The organism is Vreelandella sedimenti (assembly GCF_013416325.1).
GTDB lineage: Bacteria > Pseudomonadota > Gammaproteobacteria > Pseudomonadales > Halomonadaceae > Vreelandella > Vreelandella sedimenti.
Map to the genome: position 1 here is coordinate 234682 of NZ_JACCGK010000001.1, position 17881 is coordinate 252562.

Sequence of the window (17881 nt, forward strand, 5' to 3'; positions counted from 1 at the left end):
CTGGCAGAGGGGCCAGCAAAAGAGTAGAAATGCTTTTAGCGCAGCGGCAGTTGACGCCAAAAGGCTTGAAAGTTCTCGGCCATAAACTCATCGACTAACGCCCGCAATGCGCCTACGACGTCCTCCGACCAGTCGATGCGCAAATCGATAGGCGCTTGATGAAAAGATTCGATACGCAGCGCGGCCGAGCGTGCACCGCGTTTATCGCCGCCCGCTGATAGAGCAGCATCGAGAGCGTCAATAAGATGCGTAAGCAGATGTTGGTCGTGATGAATAGGGAAGCGGGGCGATTCGTTGCGTTGAATGGCAGCGCTGCTATTAGTGGCGCTAAGGCGTAAAAATTGCTCTGCAAAAATTCGCACGACTTCGGTGCTCTGCAGCATATTCCCAGCGGCAGCGACGCTGGGAAAGCAGGTTTCAGCCACTTCAGGCACATTCTCTGCACCTGAATGTACTGATGTGCGGCCCTGAGAATCCATCACCAAGCATTGGCGGAACCCTGAGTCGTTGTCCTCGCTAACGGCGGCGCGAAGCGCCTGCCGGGCACTTGCGCCTGCGGCAAGTGCTTCATATATCCGAGCTGGGTACCACGGGTTGGTAAAGCGCCCTTGGGTGACGCATGCCCCAGTGCCTCGCCAACAGTGATGCACATAGCCTCCCACCGCCACTCCGCCTGTAGCGGTGATGGCCGCGACGGTGCCTGTGGCAGGATTGCAATGAACGAGAGAAAGCGTCATCGCGGTTTCCTCTATTGTTCAGTAACCCACCAAGTGGCCAATCACCAACCCTACCCAGGCTAATACATACACCAACGCCATAAAGGGCATAATCGCCTTCAACCACTGGGCGTATGAGACGCGACCCAGTGCCAGCATGGCGAGTGTGCCGCCAGATGTGGGAACAATCAGGTTCGTTAAACCGTCGCCGACTTGAAACGCAGTGATCATCAGTTGACGGCTCATACCCACAAGATCCGCCACTGGAATCAGAATGGGCATTGTCACCAGTGCCTGACCGGAACCGGAAGGTATGAAGAGGTTGATAATACCCTGCACTACACTGGCCATAATTGCGGAAAATATTGACGGAATGCCGTCGATCATGGCGCTCAGCGAGTTAACGATAGTGTCAATAATCACTGCTTGCTCAAGAATGACCTGAATAGAGGCCGCCACCCCGATCACCAGCGCGCCTGCGGTTACGCTGGCAGCACCCTCCATCATCTGTTTAACAATACCGTTGGCCGATAGGCCGTTTAAGGCGCCAATGATGATCGCCAGGAGCAGGAAAGTACCTGCAATTTCATTGATATACCAACCGCGAGTGAACACGCCAATGAGCATAGCGACCAGACCACCCACGAACACGACCATGGTCAGAATGTTTCGCTTGGTGAGAGAGTATTCGCTAAGCGGTTTGCTCAGCGCTTCCGCGTTATCCGGCTCTTCAAACTCCATTTTGACGACGCGTTTGCAGATATACAGCGAGAGCAGTGCCAGTGACGAAAGCACCAGCAACGTACGCAGCCAAGCGCCAGAGAAGGTCGGCAGTTCCGCGATACCTTGAGCAACCCCAACGGTATAGGGATTGATGGGCGAGAGTGCAAAACCGATCCCAATACCACCAACGGCCATAGCGGTACCCACCAAACTGGAGCAGCCAATGGCGCTGGCGATGAGAACCGCAATGGGGACTAATGCAATGTTGTTTTCAAACCCGACGGCGACACCAAAAAAGCCGTAGATAAAGGTACCGACGACAATAATCACGTTACGCCGCTCAACGCCAACACGGTTAACCGCTACGCCGATCGCGTTCTCTAACGCACCGGTCTTTTGCAAAATATGAAACAGACCACCGGCGATAAAGACGATGAATAGATACTGCGAGGCGGAGATAAGCCCTTCAGGAATCGCCACAAAAATATTGAAGAGTGGGATGTTGGCAACGTCTTCTAAATAGGCAAAAGAGCCCGGCACCACCACCGTTCGGCCATCTTGGGTAACTCGTTCAAATTCACCGGCGGGGATAATAAAGGTCAGAAAATAGGTAGCAACCAGAATAATAAAGATTAGCACCATGGGGTCGGGAACCGCCTGATACCACTTTTTACGCGAGCCAGAGGCTGTCGCGGTGTGTTGTTCAGCCATGAGGATACCCTTGCTTGTGATGTGTCTCAGCGTTGACGCTCGTTGGCGTCTCACCTTGAATTTATCATGATAAATAGCAGGGTCAAGCAAGAGCTATTTTTTAGAAGCACAGCGAGCTTCGACCAAACAGTCTGCCAACTACCGGACAATTGCATTTACATGCACCGTTCTACATCATGAGGTTAACTTAAACGTTATATGGCCTTACACGTGCTGTATGACGTCAACCAAACGCTTGAGCAGGCGGCATGACACCTAAACTCCCCATCAACATTGATGACTTGCTCCATCACCGCACGGTGGAAAGCGAACGCATTGAATACAAGGAAGGATGGAACCCTGAGTCCATCCTGCATACCTTGTGTGCCTTCGCTAATGACTTTCACAATTTGGGTGGTGGTTATGTACTGGTGGGCGTTGCTGAAAAGAATGGCCAACCGCAGCTACCGCCTGCTGGTCTGTTACCGGAGCAAATCGATGCTATTCAAAAAGAGCTGTTAAATCTTGGGCACTCAGCGATTGCGCCGCACTATCACCCGTTAACCGCGACCTATGAGATCCAGGGCAAAACAATTTTGGTGCTATGGGCTCCGGGCGGCGAAACACGTCCCTATAAAGCTAAAACCAGCTTGAGTAAGAAGAGTGATTGGGCCTATTACCTGCGCAAACATACCAGCACGGTAAAAGCATCGGGGCGGGATGAGCGCGAGCTGCTAAATTTGGCGGCAACCGTGCCCTTTGATGATCGCTATCGCCAAACGGCGAATTTAAGCGATCTTTCTCCCTATTTGATGCGTGATTTTTTGCACGACATTAGCAGCGAGTTAGTGGGTGAAGCCCGAGACCTGGATATTGAAACCCTGGGCCGCCGAATGAACGTGGTTGGTGGGCCAAGCGAAATGGCTTTTCCAAAAAATGTAGGGCTTTTGTTCTTTAACGAGCATCCCAAGCAGTTTTTCCCCGCGACTCAGATAGATGTGGTGTATTTTCCAGACGGTGCCGGTGGCGACCACTTTGAAGAGAAGGTATTTCAGGGGCCACTGGGGCGTATCACTCGCGATGCATTAGACTACATTAATCGCAACTATCTAAAAGAGGGCGTAACAAAACACGCTGATCGCCCAGAGGCCGAGCGTTTCTGGAATTTTCCGCTGATCGCTATTGAAGAGGCGGTGGTGAATGCGGTTTATCACCGCTCTTATGAAATTCGTGAGCCCATTGAAGTTCGTATTGATGGTCAGGAGCTTGTGGTGCTCAGCTTCCCAGGGCCAGACCGCTCTATTCGATTGCAAGACCTGCAGGCAGGTAAAGCAGTCAGCCGCCGCTACCGCAACCGGCGTATCGGCGAGTTTTTAAAAGAGCTGGATTTAACCGAAGGCCGTTCAACGGGCGTGCCAAAAATTCTTCGGGTGATGAAGGCGAACGGCTCTCCGGCGCCAGTGTTCGAAACCGACGATGAACGCAGCTACTTTTTAATTCGCTTACCCGTTCACGAGGGATTTTTGGTCGATCAGGAAGCAGAGGTCAAAGTCACCCCCGAAGTCACCCCCGAAGTCACCCCCGAAGTCACCCCCGAGATTTTACGTCTGCTCAAATCCTTTGAAGGTGAGGTGGGAAGAGCTGAGTTGATGGCAGCGTTGGGGCTACAAGACGAGAAGCATTTCAGAGAACGTTATCAGCAAATCGCAATGAAACAGGGCTTAATCGAGATGACGGTTCCAGACAAACCTCGTAGTCGCCTGCAAAAATATCGATTAACAGACCTAGGTAAGCAAGTGCTTGCCACCAAGAATACGCATCAATAAACACCGCCCTTATCACTTCCAAGGTCTAGAGCTTTTCTATTGCCTGCTATCTTGACACCGGGGGCATGCTGGCAAGCGCCAATAGATACTTCTTCTGGCCTCTCCAATGCTCGCTCAATTCCACTTCGTCCAAGGCCAACGCCGTTTGGCGGGAGTGTCGATCTGCTGGAGAGCACTAGAGAGCGGCAGCATAATGGCACCCAGTTGGCGATAGCAGACCGCGCTGCTGAGTACCCCTGGGCACTGTTTGAGTAGCAGCTCGCACTGTTGCGAGGCGATATAGAGCTGTTCGGTGACGGCTGGGGCAAACAGCGGCTTGGACTGTTGGCAGCAGCGAGTGAGCTCCCGCGACAGCATGGAAAGCATGCTGGTATCCATCCAGCAGGGCAGCGGGTCTTCCAGGCGGCCGGCAATAGAGTGCTGCACCGCTTCAAAAGAGGTGCGCAAAAATATGACCGTTTGGCGAAGTTGCCGCTGCTCGCTAGTCATTCCACTGCTCCCTCACGCTGGTTGCTTCCTGTGGGCATAATGTGGGCATAGACCCGACCATCTACTATCTGAAATAAAGAGAGTGTTTCTCATTTGCATCTTTGTTGACGATAGCGCTACTCCATCGACCTGTCAATGCTATGGCTATAAGGCGCAGTAGCTTATGAGCGCGCCTCAAACAGCTGCCAGTCGTTATTGGTCAGTGGTTTTGCTCCATTTTCAGTAACCACCACGGTGTCGCTTATTCCAACGCCCCACTGGCCGGGCACACGTAGGCAGAGCGGCAGGTGGAAAACCATATTTGTTTCAAAAGTACGCGCCTGTCCTTTGGCGATAAAACCGGTGCCCTCCACCCAGCTAGGTGGAAACTGCGCGCCCACGGCGTAGCCAAATACACCGGAGAAGAAATACTGGTCGCGCTGAGGTGCGAGCAGGGCGTCGGCAGCCTGGGCGGCGGCATCAAAGGTGTTGCCAGGCCGCATGGCGCTGCACAGCGCTTCAAAAATTGAGCGGCATAGATCCCGGGTAGCGGAGAGAACTGGGCTTGGCACGCCTGTTACCGCGGTGCGCATCATGGGGGCGGTGTAGCGTTGATAAGCGGCGCCAAACTCTAAGAAAACCGGCTCATTGGCCTGGATAACACGCCGTTTATGGTTGACGTGAATCACGCCAATGCGGTGCCCGCTGGTCACAATGGGCTGCAGGCTCATAAACTCGCTGCCGTTTTCGAGCAGCGCTTTGGCGCCTACGGCGGCAATATCGTTGTCGGTCTTACCGGGGCGAATGCTCTGTATTGCGGTCTCTAACCCGAGAGCGGTGATTCGGGCACTCTGTTGCAGCATATCGAGTTCGGCAGGGCTTTTTATAAGTCGAATCGTATCGACCACTGCGCCTGCTTCGCTAAAACGCTCACGGCCAATAGTCTGCATCAGCGCATCGATCACTCCAAAACGCAGCCCGCTGCTCCAGCCATCAATACCAATTTTCGAGCAAGGAGAAAGCAGGTCTGCCAGCGGCGTGACGATTTCATCCAAGTTTTCCCAGCGGTAACCGATGATCTCATCGACCCGGGCGGTGACTACCGCCGCACCGGTTTCAATCGAAGCGACTTGTAGCACTAGCCGCGCTTGAGTGCAGACCAGGCAAGCGTGCACCGAAACTTCAAAGGTGTGGTAGCCGGTGAGGTAATTAATATCGGCGGGGTCGGTAAGCAGCAGCGCGTCTAATCCATGCTCTGCCATACCCTTGCGCACCTTATCCAGGCGCACCTGGTATTCGGCAGCGGGAAAAGGCAGTTCACTTTGAGCGAGTGTTTCCGCAAGGGCTGTGCGGTATTGGTGGTAATCCATAGCGACCTCCATTAATAGGTAAGGTCAGTATAGGCACCTGCTTTGAGCTCGCTTTTATCTCCCTCAACGCTAGCGGGTGAGCAGAAAGAGCCCTTGCAGAAAATAGAAAACCCCAATACCGGTCACGATCCAGCGCGTCCAGGTGCGGAAGTTGGCATCGGTGAGGCGGTGTAAAATGCGGTTGCCGGTGTGGGTGCCAAAGATCGCAAACGGCGCCGCTAGCAGCACAATGCCCCATTCGCCGGTACTAAGCGCCATGGCGGCGCTGAGATAGAAGATGATTTTAATGCTGTGAGCCACTACCTGAATCATTGCCTTGGTCGCCACGACTTGGCGGCGATCCATGCGTGAGCGCACAAAGAATATATCGATTAGCGGCCCGGAAACCCCTGCCGCTATCGTCAAACCGCCAGAGGCGATGCCGCAGCACAGCGCGTGGCTGGCGCGGTTGGCATCCAGGTGAAACCAGCGCTTGGGCATCCATACCAAAATCGGCATTAGGCCAATCAAAAGTGAGACGCTGGCGGCGTTGGGGCTGTAGTTGAAAAGCAGAAGCAGGCCCGCGGCGCTTAGTACGCCCAGCGTCATAAAAGCGACGATAGGCCAGACAATATAACGTCGCGATAGCCATGCTCGCGACCCATTCGCCGTAAGCTGTATAACGCCGTGCACCGCCATTGCCGTGCCTGCGGGAAAGATCAGCAGCAGAAACCACAGCAGTACCAATCCGCCTGCCATACCAAATACCCCGGAGAGCATCGAGGTAAAAAACACCACGCTAACAAAAGCAATGCCTATCCATAGGCTCATAGTGTTCTTCCTTAACTACGACAGAATGGCCAGACCTGGTAAAACTTGCGGCATTGAAACTCCGCTTCGCAAGCATTGAGCTGGGCTTGGTAACGGTTAGCGCGAGCTGCTACTTGTCTCCCCGCGCTCAATACCTGTGGTTTGCTGCGGTAAGAACCCCGCTGGTAGCCGCCTGCGCCTTCGTGATAGGCGTAGTAGAGGTGCTCAGGATTGGTTAGCGATATGCCTGCTTGCTGCTGGGAACGACGGTTGTACCAGCCAATAAAATCCGTGGCGTGTTTCATATGAGTACGCCGGGCAAACAGACTGCCCGCTTGATCCTCATACTCCTCCCAAACGGGGTCTTGGGCCTGGGCGTAGCCTTTGGCAGAAGAGGGGCGGGGGCCGGGAATAAAGCCTAAGTAGTATTTTCGATCAGGACGAATATGGCTCCGAAATGAAGACTCTTGCTGGATAAATGCCATCTGAGTGGCGATCGGTGTGCCCCACTTCTCCTCTGACTCCTGGGCATAGTCGTACCAGCTTGGTTGCTCGCGGAATATCTCGCAGATATTACTTTGATCCTGGGGCGGGTTGGGCGCAAAGGTGGCGCAGCCGGAAAGCAGAGTTAAAAGGCTCAGCGTTACCCATAGGCGCAGCTTAGTGAAAGCCGCTGGGAAGCAAGACGAGAAATCAGCGCTAAAGTACTCAGTGATACCTTCAACCGGGTGACGCATAGCAAGTCCTTGTGAATTATCTTTTGTGGATTAGTTCTTGTGAATAGGCTTTTGTGAACAGTCTCTTGTGGATAAGCCCTTGGGAGCCTGTGGGTAAGTATTGGGTAACTGTATTTTATCAATAGTCCTAGCTCGCCCTAGCGTAACAGTGCCTCCAAACAGCGGCGCAGCCGTTGAGCTTCGCGCACTAACGTTTCACCCGAAAGCATGCCCACCCCCATTACGAGACCAGATCGTGAGTCGACCTTAGCGCATACCGGACTCAAAGGACGCACAATTAAGAGCTCTTTTAATAGCGTTTGAGCAATCTGTACGTCATTGATATGCGGCTCAAATTCGACGCATAGGCTAATAGCACTGCTCGGCGGCGAAACGCTGCGCACCTGCGGCAGCGAGCGCAGTTGGTCATGCAGCACCTGTTGGCGTCCTAAGTAGTCGCGCTGAATGCGTCGGCACCAGGCATCTAAATCGCCATCAAAAATAAATTGTGCCAGTACGGCTTGATCCAGCATGCGTCCTTCGCGGAATAGTTCACTGCGCAGGCGGTTAATTGGCCCCGCTAAATGACGCGGAACCACTAAATAACCTAAGCGCAAACCTGGAAACATCATCTTGGAAAACGAGCCCACCAGCAAGTGGCGCTCCGAGTGTGGGTCGAAGAGCAGGTTGGAATGGTCGTCGCGGTTAAATTCGTAATCATCTTCGACAATATAAGCAGGATCTAATTCATCGCATAAGCGCTGTTTATCCACCGCACTGGTAGGCACGCTGAGCGGGTAATGGTGCGAGCCGGTCAGGTAAGCCAGCTTTACTGGGCCAGGAGCAGGCGGAAGTATGTGCCCCTGACCTGGCAGCCACGCCACCGGTTCGATTTCCAAACCTGCGGCGGTAAACACGTTGCGCGCTCCCCAATAGCAGGGCGACTCCATGGCAACAGTGTCGCCCACATCAGCCAGTGCCACGGCGCTTAGCTCAATGCCGTTATGGGTACCGTCAGTGATGATGATCTGTTCCGTGTCGCAACTAATATTGCGCCAGCGCGCCAGAAAATCGCGTATTGCGCGCTTTAATGGGCCGTAGCCACCGGTGGAGTAGGAGAGCAGCAGGGCGTTTTGCGGCACCGTCACGCTGGCGTAGAGCTGCCGCCATTTACGCATCGGGAACTGGGCGATATCGGGAATGCCGGGCACGAAGGCGCCGCTTTGAACAGTACTCGCCCCCGGCCAACGCAATACTCGTTGTGCACGTTTTGATAGCTGCACACTTGTGGGTTTTGAGACAGCAGGGGCCGACACTTTGCAGCTCCAAGTGCCACTGCCATGAGAAGTCGTAAGCAGACCCTCTTTAAGCAGCGTCGCAACGGCTAGTGACAGTGTATACCGAGCAACACCTAACGCTGACGCTAGTTGCCGGTGAGAAGGTAGGCGAGTCTGATTAGGCCACTCCTGGGTAACCGCTTGTCTAAGCGCTTGCTCAATTCGCACTTGCTTACTTAAGCGTTCAGGTTGTTGCGCATAGTGTTTTACAAGTTGTTGTACAGCTGACTGGCCATCCATCCTTATCCTCACCGTCACGATGTTCACCAATTTTCCAGTAAAACAGAAAAGTGGTCTGGTTGAACGCAAAAGTGGTGCATTCGCCTGCAACCACATTACTGCTAGCGTGCACGCAGTGTTATTAATCAGGAGAAGACCATGAGCTTTATCGAACAGTGGTTGCACGATGCGGTTCCAGCCTTGGTGGGTGGCGAGCGGCGTACAGGCCAACAAACCTTTGCGGTGGATAACCCCGCAACTGGTGAAACCATTGCACGAGTTGCGGATATGGGTGCCGACGATGCCCGTGACGCGGTGGCCGCCGCCTACAACGCCGGTGCCGCCTGGCGGGCCACGCCAGTCAAACAGCGCTCAGCACTGCTACGTCGCTGGTTTGAGCTGATTCATGAGCACGCCGACGACTTGGCCCGCCTGATGACGTTAGAGCAGGGTAAGCCGTTGGCAGAAGCCAAAGGCGAAGTGATCTACGGTGCGTCGTTTATTGAGTTTTTCGCCGAAGAGGCCAAGCGCATGGCAGGGGAAACCCTGCCCAGCCATGGCGCGGATAAGCGCCTGCTGGTACTACGCGAGCCGATCGGCGTGGTGGCGGCGATTACCCCGTGGAACTTCCCGCTGGCGATGATCACCCGTAAGTGCGCCCCGGCCCTGGCCGCGGGCTGCACCGTGGTGATCAAACCCGCTGAAGCCACGCCGCTCACAGCACTTGCCGCGGCTTACCTGGCGCTGGAAGCGGGCCTACCTGCGGGCACCATTAACGTCATTACTGCTTCTAAACCGGCCGCCGTGGGTGAAGTGCTCACCACGGATTCACGGGTGCGCAAAGTCTCGTTTACCGGCTCTACCCCGGTGGGTAAGCACTTGCTGGCCCAGTGCGCCAGTACGGTGAAGAAAACCGCGATGGAGCTGGGTGGCAACGCGCCGTTTATCGTTTTTGATGACGCCGATGTGAATGCCGCCGTTGATGGCGCCATTGCCTCCAAATTCCGTAACGCCGGACAAACCTGCGTCTGCACCAACCGCTTCCTGGTGCAGGACGGGATTTACGATGCGTTCATTGCCAAGCTCACCGAGCGGGTGAACGCGCTAAAAGTCGGCGACGGCCTGGCGGAAGGCAGCATTATTGGCCCGCTGATCAACCAAGCAGCGGTCGACAAGGTGCAGCGTCATGTGGACGACGCCTTAAACCAAGGCGCGCGGCTGCTGTGCGGTGGCAAACCCCACGCCGCAGGCGAGCGCTTCTTTACCCCCACGGTGCTGGCGGATGTCACCACCAAGATGGCCGTGGCCGACGAAGAGACCTTCGGCCCGGTAGCGCCGGTGTTTCGCTTCCAGCGCGATGAAGAGGCCATCCAGATAGCCAACGATACGCCGTTCGGCCTGGCGGCGTACTTCTACGCCACCGACTACCGTCGCATCTGGCGCACCATGGAAGCGCTTGAGTACGGCATGGTCGGCGTCAACGAAGGGCTGATCTCCACCGAGCTGGCGCCGTTTGGCGGCGTGAAAGAGTCTGGGTTGGGTCGTGAAGGCTCACACCATGGGTTGGATGAGTTTACTGAACTTAAATATGTCTGCGTTGGCGGCCTCTAAAGAGAACGATGATGACTAACCAAGAATTGAATGACCTGAAAAACCGCTACGTGGCCAACGGTGCTGCCACGCCGACGACCCAGTTTGCCGAGCGCGCTGAAAATGCTGAACTGTGGGACGCCGATGGCAACCGCTGGATCGATTTCGCCGGTGGGATTGGCGTGCTGAACCTGGGCCATCGCCACCCAAAAATCGTTGCCGCCGTCGAAGCGCAGCTCAAGAAAGTTATGCACACCAGCGCGGCGGTGATCTCCTACGCGCCCTACGTACAGCTGTGCCAAAAGCTGTGTGAACTAAGCCCGGTGCGCGGCCCTGAGCGCAAAGCGATGCTGGTCAATACCGGTGCCGAAGCGCTGGAAAACGCAGTGAAGATCGCTCGCGCCGCCACTGGCCGCACCGGCATTATTACGTTCGATGGCGCCTTCCACGGCCGCACCATGATGACCCTGGCGATGACAGGCAAGGTGCTGCCCTACAAGAACGACTTCGGCCCGATGCCGGGCGACGTGTTCCGCGCACCCTTCCCGAACCCGTTGCACGGCATCAGCGAAGAAGCGTCTTTGGATGCCATTCGCACGCTGTTCAAGACCGATATCGCCCCGCACCGCACGGCGGCCATTGTAATTGAGCCGGTACAGGGCGAAGGCGGCTTCTACATAGCCTCACCGGACTACCTGAAAGCGCTGCGCGCGCTGTGCGACGAGCACGGCATTCTGCTGATTGCTGACGAAGTGCAGTCTGGTTTTGCTCGCACCGGCAAGCTGTTTGCCCTCGAACATAGCGGTATTGAGGCGGATATTCTCACCACCGCCAAAAGCCTCGCTAACGGCATGCCGCTGTCGGCTGTTGTGGGCACCGCCAAAGTAATGGACGCTTCCGGCCCTAACTCACTAGGCGGCACCTACAGCGGCAACCCGCTCTCCTGCGCCGCGGCGCTGGCGGTGATTGAGGTGATCGAAGAGGAGAATATTCTTGAGCGCAGCGAGCAGATGGGCAAAATGCTCGCCGAGCGTTTCGCGGTATGGGAAGAGCGCTTCCCCGCCGTGGCCCAAGGCCGCCAGCTCGGCGCCATGGCGGCGTTTGAGCTGCTTGATAGCGACGGCAAACCGGATGCGCAAATGACCGGCGCGCTGTGCGCCAAAGCCCGCGAAAAAGGCCTGATCCTGCTTTCCTGCGGTTTCTACGGCAACAGCATCCGTATTCTGGTACCGCTGACGGTGTCGACTGCGGTGTTGGAAGAAGGTTTGAGCATTATTGAGCAGTCTTTGGAGGCGCTTAGTTAATAGCGTTTAAGCATCACAAAGCCCGCCCTCGTCAAACAGCGAAAGCTGCTGGCGATGGGTGGGCTTTGCTTTTTTAGCGCGCTGAGCGGATGGCCGCCGCTGGCTGACGAGCTTATCCACAATGGCTTTGCTGGCTTCTCTGGCTTCCGGCGTACGACGGAGCTCATACAGCATCTTTTTCCAGTGGCGCGCTTCGGCTTCAAAGTCGTGGGGCCGCGGGTAGTGTTCTCCAGGCTGGAAACCAAACCGCTGTTGCAGGCTTTCGGGCAGCGCCCAGGGCTTGGCGCGCCGTGCTGTTGGCACCATGCCTTGACGCTAAGATCGCGGACAAAGCTCCAGGCGTTGCCTGTCTCTTCATGAGAGTGAAGAGCAAACTCGCCGTAATGGGTTTTCAGAGCGTTCAGCAAATCGACAATATCGCCTTGCCAAAGACACAACGGCAGGCCCAGTGTTTCCAATGCGTTTGAAAGGTCTATCAGTGAGTCAGCGGCAAACTGCCAATGGCGCAGGGCGCTGTCTTGCGCTTGCCACTGTCCGGGTTCAATGGCGAATACGGGCAACACTGGGCCAGCCATGGCGGCGTTGGCAAGCGGCGCGTGATCATGAATACGTAAATCGCGTTTGAACCAAACGACCTGGATAGGTGCCTTAGCCATTAATAATACGGATACCCGACGGTTGAGAGCTATTCGCCGCTAAGTCTATTCGCCACTATGCCATGACGTTACCATCAAGGTAGCGTTTGCGTAATCAACCCAGCAGGATCAACTCTGCAGGGACAAACCCGTAGGAGAGTAATGATGTATATCGCTATGAACCGTTTTCGGATTGCCCCAGGCCGTGAAGAGGATTTTTTAGAGGTGTGGCGTAACCGCGACTCTCACCTGGATGAAGTGCCGGGCTTCAAACAGTTCAAGATGCTGCAGGGTGAAAGCCAGGAAGATCACACCGTGTTTATCTCCCACAGCGTATGGGAATCGGAAGAAGCCTTCCGCGCCTGGACTAAGTCAGACGCATTCCGGAAGGCCCATGCCAATGCCAAGTCACCCGAAGGTATTTATCTTGACCCGCCTAAGTTTGAAGGTTATGAGGTAGTGCTGTAAGGCATGCCCAGCTAAAACGAAGCAGACTGTCAGCGGGGTGGCTGCCCCGCTGTTAGCGTTCACTAAAACAACGCTAAGCCAATAGACAGCAGCACGCTGTAGAGCAGGGTTGAAATGGCTGTTTTCTTCAGCATATTGGTTAGCATCTCGCCATCACGGGTATGGCTTAACGTTCTGGCCGCATCCGTCAGTGGCTTGGCCACCAGCAGGCAGCTCCACCCCAACAGCGGTACCGGCAGGGCAACCAAGTAGATCAGGGTAAGCAGCAGCGCGATGCCCAGCAGCGCCCAGTGGTAGTTAATCGCGTTGGCGCGGCCAAGCCGAACTGCCAGGGTGATTTTGCCATTGCGTGCATCGCTTTCGATATCGCGCACGTTATTCACATTGAGCACGGCGGTTGCTAACAGCCCGCAGGCGGCGGCGGGTAGTAACGGCAGCCAGCTTAGCTGGTGGGTATGCAGGTAATAGGTGCCTAGAACGCCTAACAGGCCGAAAAATATGAAGACGGCAATATCGCCCAATCCACGATAGCCATAGGGCGTTCCACCCAGACCAACGGTATAGGTCACGGCTGCCAATAAAGAGGCGGCACCTAGCAGCAGGAAAGTGACAATCTGTCCCCACTGGTTGCCAAAGGCGGTCACCAGCAATAACAGCCCTAACAGCGCTGCTACGATTGCCGTAATAACCATCCCGGCGCGCATTGCCTGTGGCGTCAGCAAGCCAGAAGAGACTGCCCGAGACGGCCCAATGCGTGATTGGTCATCGGCGCCGGAAGCCGCGTCGCCATAGTCATTGGCTAGATTAGAGAGTACCTGTAGCGCAATGGCCGTCAGCAGGGCAAGCAAAAGCACCGCGCCATTAAAGGCGTCCACGCTAGCCGCTAGCCCAGTACCCAATAGTATAGAAGCGCACGCCAGTGGAAGTGTTCGGGGGCGAGCGGCTAGCAACCAGGCTTGGTAGTGGCGGCGCTTAGCGAGTCGTTCCATTATGACGATATTCCTCGATTTTCGTTTAAACATTGTCTGGCATGGCAATTATCAAGCATTCGGCAATGTATGATTAACTGTTAAAAAGTAGACTTAAGTCAAAGCAAATCGTGTCGCCTTGCCCCACACTGCAGGAGCACCACACCAAGAGTTTACGCGATGTTTGGTGACTTATTTAGACAATGCAAATATGCGTCGCTAGTCACGCTTGCCTAAAAGGCGAAATATGCACTCCACACACCCTATTGAAGCTCTCAAGTACCAGCTTGATACACTTAGTGATAGCGCTAAAAAAGGGTTTATGCGCCTAAGCACTCCCTGTCAGGTGGATAACCTGATGGGGTGGCTAAGCGTGCAGAGCGTTTATCCCCGCCTCTATTGGAAGGCGCGTGATACGAACGCCGTTGAGTGCGCGATGTTGGGGGCGATTAAGGCGTTTGATTCGTTAGCGGCGCTGCAGGCGGACCTTGCTGCGCTGGCTGAAGCAGGCGGCCAACAGCCCAACTATTTTGGCGGCATGGCCTTCGACCCTGGTATGCCGGGGTGGGAGCACTTTCCAGCTTGCCACTTTTTGCTGCCGCGTATCGAGCTTAAACGCCATCAAGGTGGCGCGACGCTATCACTGAATCTACGTTTCGATGACCGTTCCTCCTGTGCCGAAATCGCCCAGGCTTATGCCTGTTTAGACGCGTTGGTAGCAGAGCAGCCGCTGCCTCGCCTGCAGCCTTTGGTTTACCAGCGTGAAGACCGCCCCAGCCAACAAGAGTGGGCGGCTTGGGTGGGGCAGGTGACGAACCCCGACCACTTAGGGCATACGCCCAAGGTGGTGCTTTCCCGTGAAACGCGCCTGACAACATCTGAAACGCCTAACCCTTGGGCACTACTGTCACGCTGGCAGGCCGGTGCCGCTGACTGTTTTCACTTTGGCATCCAGTTGACACCCCATGAGGCGTTTATCGGCTGCCCGCCGGAGCAGTTATATAAGCGTGACGGTCGGCGTTTAATCACCGAGGCGCTGGCAGGCACGACGCGCCGAGGGCGTGACGCCGGGCAAGATCAGGCGTTTGCCGCTGAGCTACTGGCAGATAAGAAAAACACGCTGGAAAACCAGTGCGTTTATCAGCAAATTCTGACCCAGCTTGAGCCGCTTTCTTCACAAGTCCAAATGGGCGAGGCGCATATTATTAAGTTGCGCTCTTTGCAGCATATTCGCCGTCTGATTCATGCTGAATTACACCACAGCGTCACCGACCAGTCGTTGCTTTCCTCACTGCCACCGACCCCGGCGGTGGGCGGCGTTCCCCGCGAGTCGGCGCTGGCGTTTATTCGACAGCATGAGCGCCATCAACGCGGCTGGTACTCGGGGGTGTTTGGTCGAATCAGCCACGCCAGTAGCGACCTCGCCGTGACCATTCGTTGCGCCTATATCGATTCAGAAATGATCCGTCTTTATGCCGGTGCCGGCATTGTGGCGGGCTCCCAGGCGGACGAAGAGTGGCGCGAGCTGGATACCAAAATCGCCGATATTATGTCGCTGCTAGGGATGGGATAACACACATGGCAACACTTGTATTGAGCGGCTTTTCGCAAGAGCACGCCACCTTTAATCATGTTTGGTCGGCGCTAATGCTGGAGGAGCTTTATCGCTTGGGCGTGCGCGATGTGATGGTGGCGCCCGGCTCTCGCTCATCACCGTTGACCATGGCCGCCAGCGAGCATGCCGGGTTGCGCTGCCACTGCCATTTTGACGAGCGGGGGCTGGGGTTTATGGCGCTGGGCATTGCCCGGGGCAGTTACCGGCCCGTGGTTGTGATTACTACCTCAGGCACCGCCGTGGCCAACCTCTATCCGGCGGTGGTGGAAGCCAACCTGCTCGGCGTGCCGCTGATTGTGCTCTCCGCCGACCGCCCCATTGAACTGCTGGATAACGGCAGCAATCAGGCAATCGACCAGCGGGATATGTTCTCCCGCCACACGATTGTTCACCACGACTTGCCGCCGCCCGATGCTGAGATAAAAGCAGCGTTTCTACTCAGCACTATTGATCAAGCCGTCGACCAGCAGCGCCGTATGCCCGGGCCGATTCACATTAACTGCCGTTACCGCGAACCGCTTTATCCCGGCAACTGCCTGGTGGATGGCAGTGATTATCTTGCCCCGCTGGGGAACTGGCTGACGACGTCAAAGCCGTGGAGTGATTGGCCGACCCGCACGGCGATGCCAACTGTCAAAAGCGATTGGAAAGCGTTTGCACAGCAGCGTGGCCTGATTGTGGTTGGCAGGATTGATGACTCCCAGCAGGCGCAGCAGATTGTTGAGCTATCCAAGCAGTTGGGTTGGTCGCTACTGGCCGATATACAGAGCCAAATTCATTTTGACCCTCACAATCTGATTCACTTTGATCTGGCGCTGCATGATGAGCGTTTCAGCGCTGAACTCGCCCAAGCAGAGGTGCTGCTGCAGTTTGGTGGCCAGTTAATTTCCAAGCGTCTAACGCAATTTATTGCCCAGCAGCCGTGGCAGGATGCCTGGTTGGTTGATCCGCTGCCCCAGCGGCTGGATCCTGACTACTGCGTTAAGCGCCGTTTGATATGCCAGCCTGCCGACTTTATCGCTGATTTGCCAACGCACACTGAACAATCGCCTTGGCATCAGCTGGCTAGCCTTCAACGCCGCACTAGTCAGCTTGTCGAGGAGCGCTGTACGACCTTCTCAGAGTTGGGTGTTTGCCACCAGCTCGCGCAGCAGGCTGAAGGGCAGCTTTTCGTAGGCAATAGCCTACCCGCGCGGCTAATGAATATGCTGGGTACGCATCGCCAAACGCCCTTGCAGGTATTCGCCAATCGCGGCGCCTCGGGCATCGATGGCTTAATCGCTACAGCGTTTGGACTCAGTTGCACCTGCTCAGAACCCACTACCATTGTGCTGGGCGATACCAGCGCACTGCATGATCTCAATAGCCTCGCACTGGTAAAGCAGGCAGCGCAGCCTCTGGTGGTGGTGATCCTTAATAATGATGGCGGCAGTATTTTTCATATGCTGCCGGTGCCCAAGCGGGGCGATCTGCTGGAGCGCTATTACCGCCAGCCCCATGGCTTGAGCTTCGAGTATGCGGCGAAGATGTTTGGGCTTGGCTATTCAGCACCCAACTCATTGGATGCCTTCTCGGCAGCCTATACAGAGGCTCTGAAGGCGGGCGTTACGTTGATCGAGATTAACGTGCCCCATCAGCAGGTAGCTGATGGTCTCAAGGATCTTGGTGAAGAGATTCGGGGGGAGCCGCGTGAGCAGTAAACCGCAGGCGCCGACTCTGGTACTGCTCCACGGCCTGTTGGGGGATCGTCAGGACTGGGATGAGGTCATCGCTGACTTGGAAGGCGTCAACTGCCTAGCGTTGGACTTGCCAGGCCACGGTGAGAATCACCAGATACGGGTGGCCTCGTTTAAGGCGTTTCATCGTTGGCTTTGCGACACATTGATATATCGAGGCGTTAGCCGCTACTGCCTTCTGGGTTACTCCCTGGGCGGGCGTTTGGCGCTGTACCATGCCAGCCGTCAGCCGCCGGGGCTGGAAGCGCTCTGGCTGGAAAGTGCCCACCCCGGGCTGCCTGCCAGTGAGCGCTCTGCCCGAATTGCCCACGATGAACGCTGGGCAACACGCTTTGAGCAGGAACCATTGGAAACCGTACTTGCCGACTGGTACCAGCAGGCGGTATTTGCCGACTTAACTGAGGGCCAGCGCGGTCGGCAGATTCAACGTCGGCTAGCGAATCGTGGGCCAGCCATCGCCAGCATGCTGCGGTCAACTTCCTTGGGTCATCAGCCGTCACGATGGTCATGGTTGGAAAATACCACGCTTCCGGTGAGCTACTTTTCGGGGCAGCGGGACGCCAAGTTCCACACTTTGGCGTCTCATCTAGCAATGATGGCCCCGCACCTGCGCCATATCACGCTGGAAGGGGGCCACAATCTTCATGCTGAGCAACCAGAGATGATCGCTCAGCAGTTCAATGCCTGGTATCGCACGCTAGGCTAATGTTT

The 17881-nt window shown here is 55.7% G+C and carries 16 protein-coding genes; 7 read left to right on the plus strand and 9 right to left on the minus strand.

The genetic code is table 11. The annotated features are described in order from the left end of the window. Nucleotides 1-35: 35 nt before the first annotated feature. Both HZU72_RS01025 and HZU72_RS01030 read right to left on the minus strand, forming a co-directional pair. Nucleotides 36-737, minus strand: a complete 702-nt coding sequence (locus HZU72_RS01025) for a DUF1028 domain-containing protein (protein WP_180089758.1) — start codon at nucleotides 735-737, stop codon at nucleotides 36-38. 18 nt (nucleotides 738-755) lie between these two features. Further along, nucleotides 756-2150 carry a YfcC family protein gene (locus HZU72_RS01030; RefSeq protein WP_144809517.1) on the minus strand — a complete coding sequence of 465 codons (1395 nt, stop codon included), beginning with the start codon at nucleotides 2148-2150 and terminating at the stop codon, nucleotides 756-758. A gap of 248 nt (nucleotides 2151-2398) precedes the next feature. Between HZU72_RS01030 and HZU72_RS01035 the strand changes: the two genes are divergently transcribed. After that, nucleotides 2399-3955, plus strand: coding sequence for an RNA/DNA-binding domain-containing protein (locus HZU72_RS01035; protein ID WP_180089760.1), 1557 nt, complete (start codon nucleotides 2399-2401; stop codon nucleotides 3953-3955). Between the two features lie 114 nt (nucleotides 3956-4069). Here HZU72_RS01035 and HZU72_RS01040 read toward each other — a convergent pair whose 3' ends face one another. The 5 genes from HZU72_RS01040 to HZU72_RS01060 all read right to left on the minus strand — a co-directional run bounded on the left by HZU72_RS01040 (nucleotide 4070) and on the right by HZU72_RS01060 (nucleotide 8875). After that, nucleotides 4070-4444, minus strand: coding sequence for a hypothetical protein (locus tag HZU72_RS01040; protein ID WP_180089762.1), 375 nt, complete (start codon nucleotides 4442-4444; stop codon nucleotides 4070-4072). Nucleotides 4445-4605: 161 nt separating this feature from the next. After that, nucleotides 4606-5793 (minus strand): M24 family metallopeptidase, encoded by a 1188-nt coding sequence (locus HZU72_RS01045; protein ID WP_180089764.1) that lies wholly within the window; start codon nucleotides 5791-5793, stop codon nucleotides 4606-4608. A 69-nt stretch (nucleotides 5794-5862) separates the two neighbouring features. Next, entirely contained in the window at nucleotides 5863-6603 is a 741-nt protein-coding gene (locus tag HZU72_RS01050) for a sulfite exporter TauE/SafE family protein (RefSeq protein ID WP_180089766.1), read from the minus strand. An 11-nt stretch (nucleotides 6604-6614) separates the two neighbouring features. After that, complete coding sequence (locus HZU72_RS01055; protein ID WP_208457905.1) at nucleotides 6615-7319, minus strand: transglycosylase SLT domain-containing protein; 705 nt, start codon at nucleotides 7317-7319, stop codon at nucleotides 6615-6617. Between the two features lie 137 nt (nucleotides 7320-7456). Then, nucleotides 7457-8875, minus strand: a complete 1419-nt coding sequence (locus HZU72_RS01060; protein WP_180089768.1) for an aminotransferase-like domain-containing protein — start codon at nucleotides 8873-8875, stop codon at nucleotides 7457-7459. A gap of 138 nt (nucleotides 8876-9013) precedes the next feature. Between HZU72_RS01060 and HZU72_RS01065 the strand changes: the two genes are divergently transcribed. Both HZU72_RS01065 and gabT read left to right on the plus strand, forming a co-directional pair. Further along, nucleotides 9014-10465 (plus strand): NAD-dependent succinate-semialdehyde dehydrogenase, encoded by a 1452-nt coding sequence (locus HZU72_RS01065; protein ID WP_180089770.1) that lies wholly within the window; start codon nucleotides 9014-9016, stop codon nucleotides 10463-10465. An 11-nt stretch (nucleotides 10466-10476) separates the two neighbouring features. Continuing rightward, on the plus strand, nucleotides 10477-11748 hold the full coding sequence (gene gabT, locus HZU72_RS01070) for a 4-aminobutyrate--2-oxoglutarate transaminase (protein ID WP_180089772.1): 1272 nt from the start codon (nucleotides 10477-10479) through the stop codon (nucleotides 11746-11748). Here the strand turns inward: gabT and HZU72_RS01075 are convergent. Further along, nucleotides 11745-12404 carry a deoxyribodipyrimidine photo-lyase gene (locus HZU72_RS01075; RefSeq protein WP_235975862.1) on the minus strand — a complete coding sequence of 220 codons (660 nt, stop codon included), beginning with the start codon at nucleotides 12402-12404 and terminating at the stop codon, nucleotides 11745-11747. The two genes, gabT and HZU72_RS01075, sit on opposite strands and share 4 nt — an antisense overlap. A gap of 144 nt (nucleotides 12405-12548) precedes the next feature. Between HZU72_RS01075 and hmuQ the strand changes: the two genes are divergently transcribed. Continuing rightward, nucleotides 12549-12851, plus strand: coding sequence for a heme-degrading protein HmuQ (hmuQ, locus tag HZU72_RS01080; RefSeq protein WP_180090135.1), 303 nt, complete (start codon nucleotides 12549-12551; stop codon nucleotides 12849-12851). A gap of 62 nt (nucleotides 12852-12913) precedes the next feature. Here the strand turns inward: hmuQ and HZU72_RS01085 are convergent, their stop codons facing one another. Continuing rightward, nucleotides 12914-13840 carry a 1,4-dihydroxy-2-naphthoate polyprenyltransferase gene (locus tag HZU72_RS01085; RefSeq protein WP_180089774.1) on the minus strand — a complete coding sequence of 309 codons (927 nt, stop codon included), beginning with the start codon at nucleotides 13838-13840 and terminating at the stop codon, nucleotides 12914-12916. Nucleotides 13841-14066: 226 nt separating this feature from the next. On the opposite strand from HZU72_RS01085, the gene HZU72_RS01090 reads away from it, so the two are divergent. Genes HZU72_RS01090 through menH form a run of 3 tightly spaced genes read left to right on the plus strand, consistent with a single transcriptional unit; the run spans nucleotide 14067 to nucleotide 17876 of the window. Further along, nucleotides 14067-15392: an isochorismate synthase gene (locus HZU72_RS01090; RefSeq protein ID WP_180089776.1), complete on the plus strand. Its 1326-nt coding sequence runs from the start codon at nucleotides 14067-14069 to the stop codon at nucleotides 15390-15392. 5 nt (nucleotides 15393-15397) lie between these two features. Continuing rightward, complete coding sequence (gene menD / locus HZU72_RS01095) at nucleotides 15398-17134, plus strand: 2-succinyl-5-enolpyruvyl-6-hydroxy-3-cyclohexene-1-carboxylic-acid synthase (protein ID WP_180089778.1); 1737 nt, start codon at nucleotides 15398-15400, stop codon at nucleotides 17132-17134. Beyond that, nucleotides 17124-17876, plus strand: coding sequence for a 2-succinyl-6-hydroxy-2,4-cyclohexadiene-1-carboxylate synthase (menH, locus tag HZU72_RS01100; RefSeq protein WP_286902319.1), 753 nt, complete (start codon nucleotides 17124-17126; stop codon nucleotides 17874-17876). Before menD ends, menH begins: the two co-directional genes overlap by 11 nt. Nucleotides 17877-17881 lie beyond the last annotated feature (5 nt).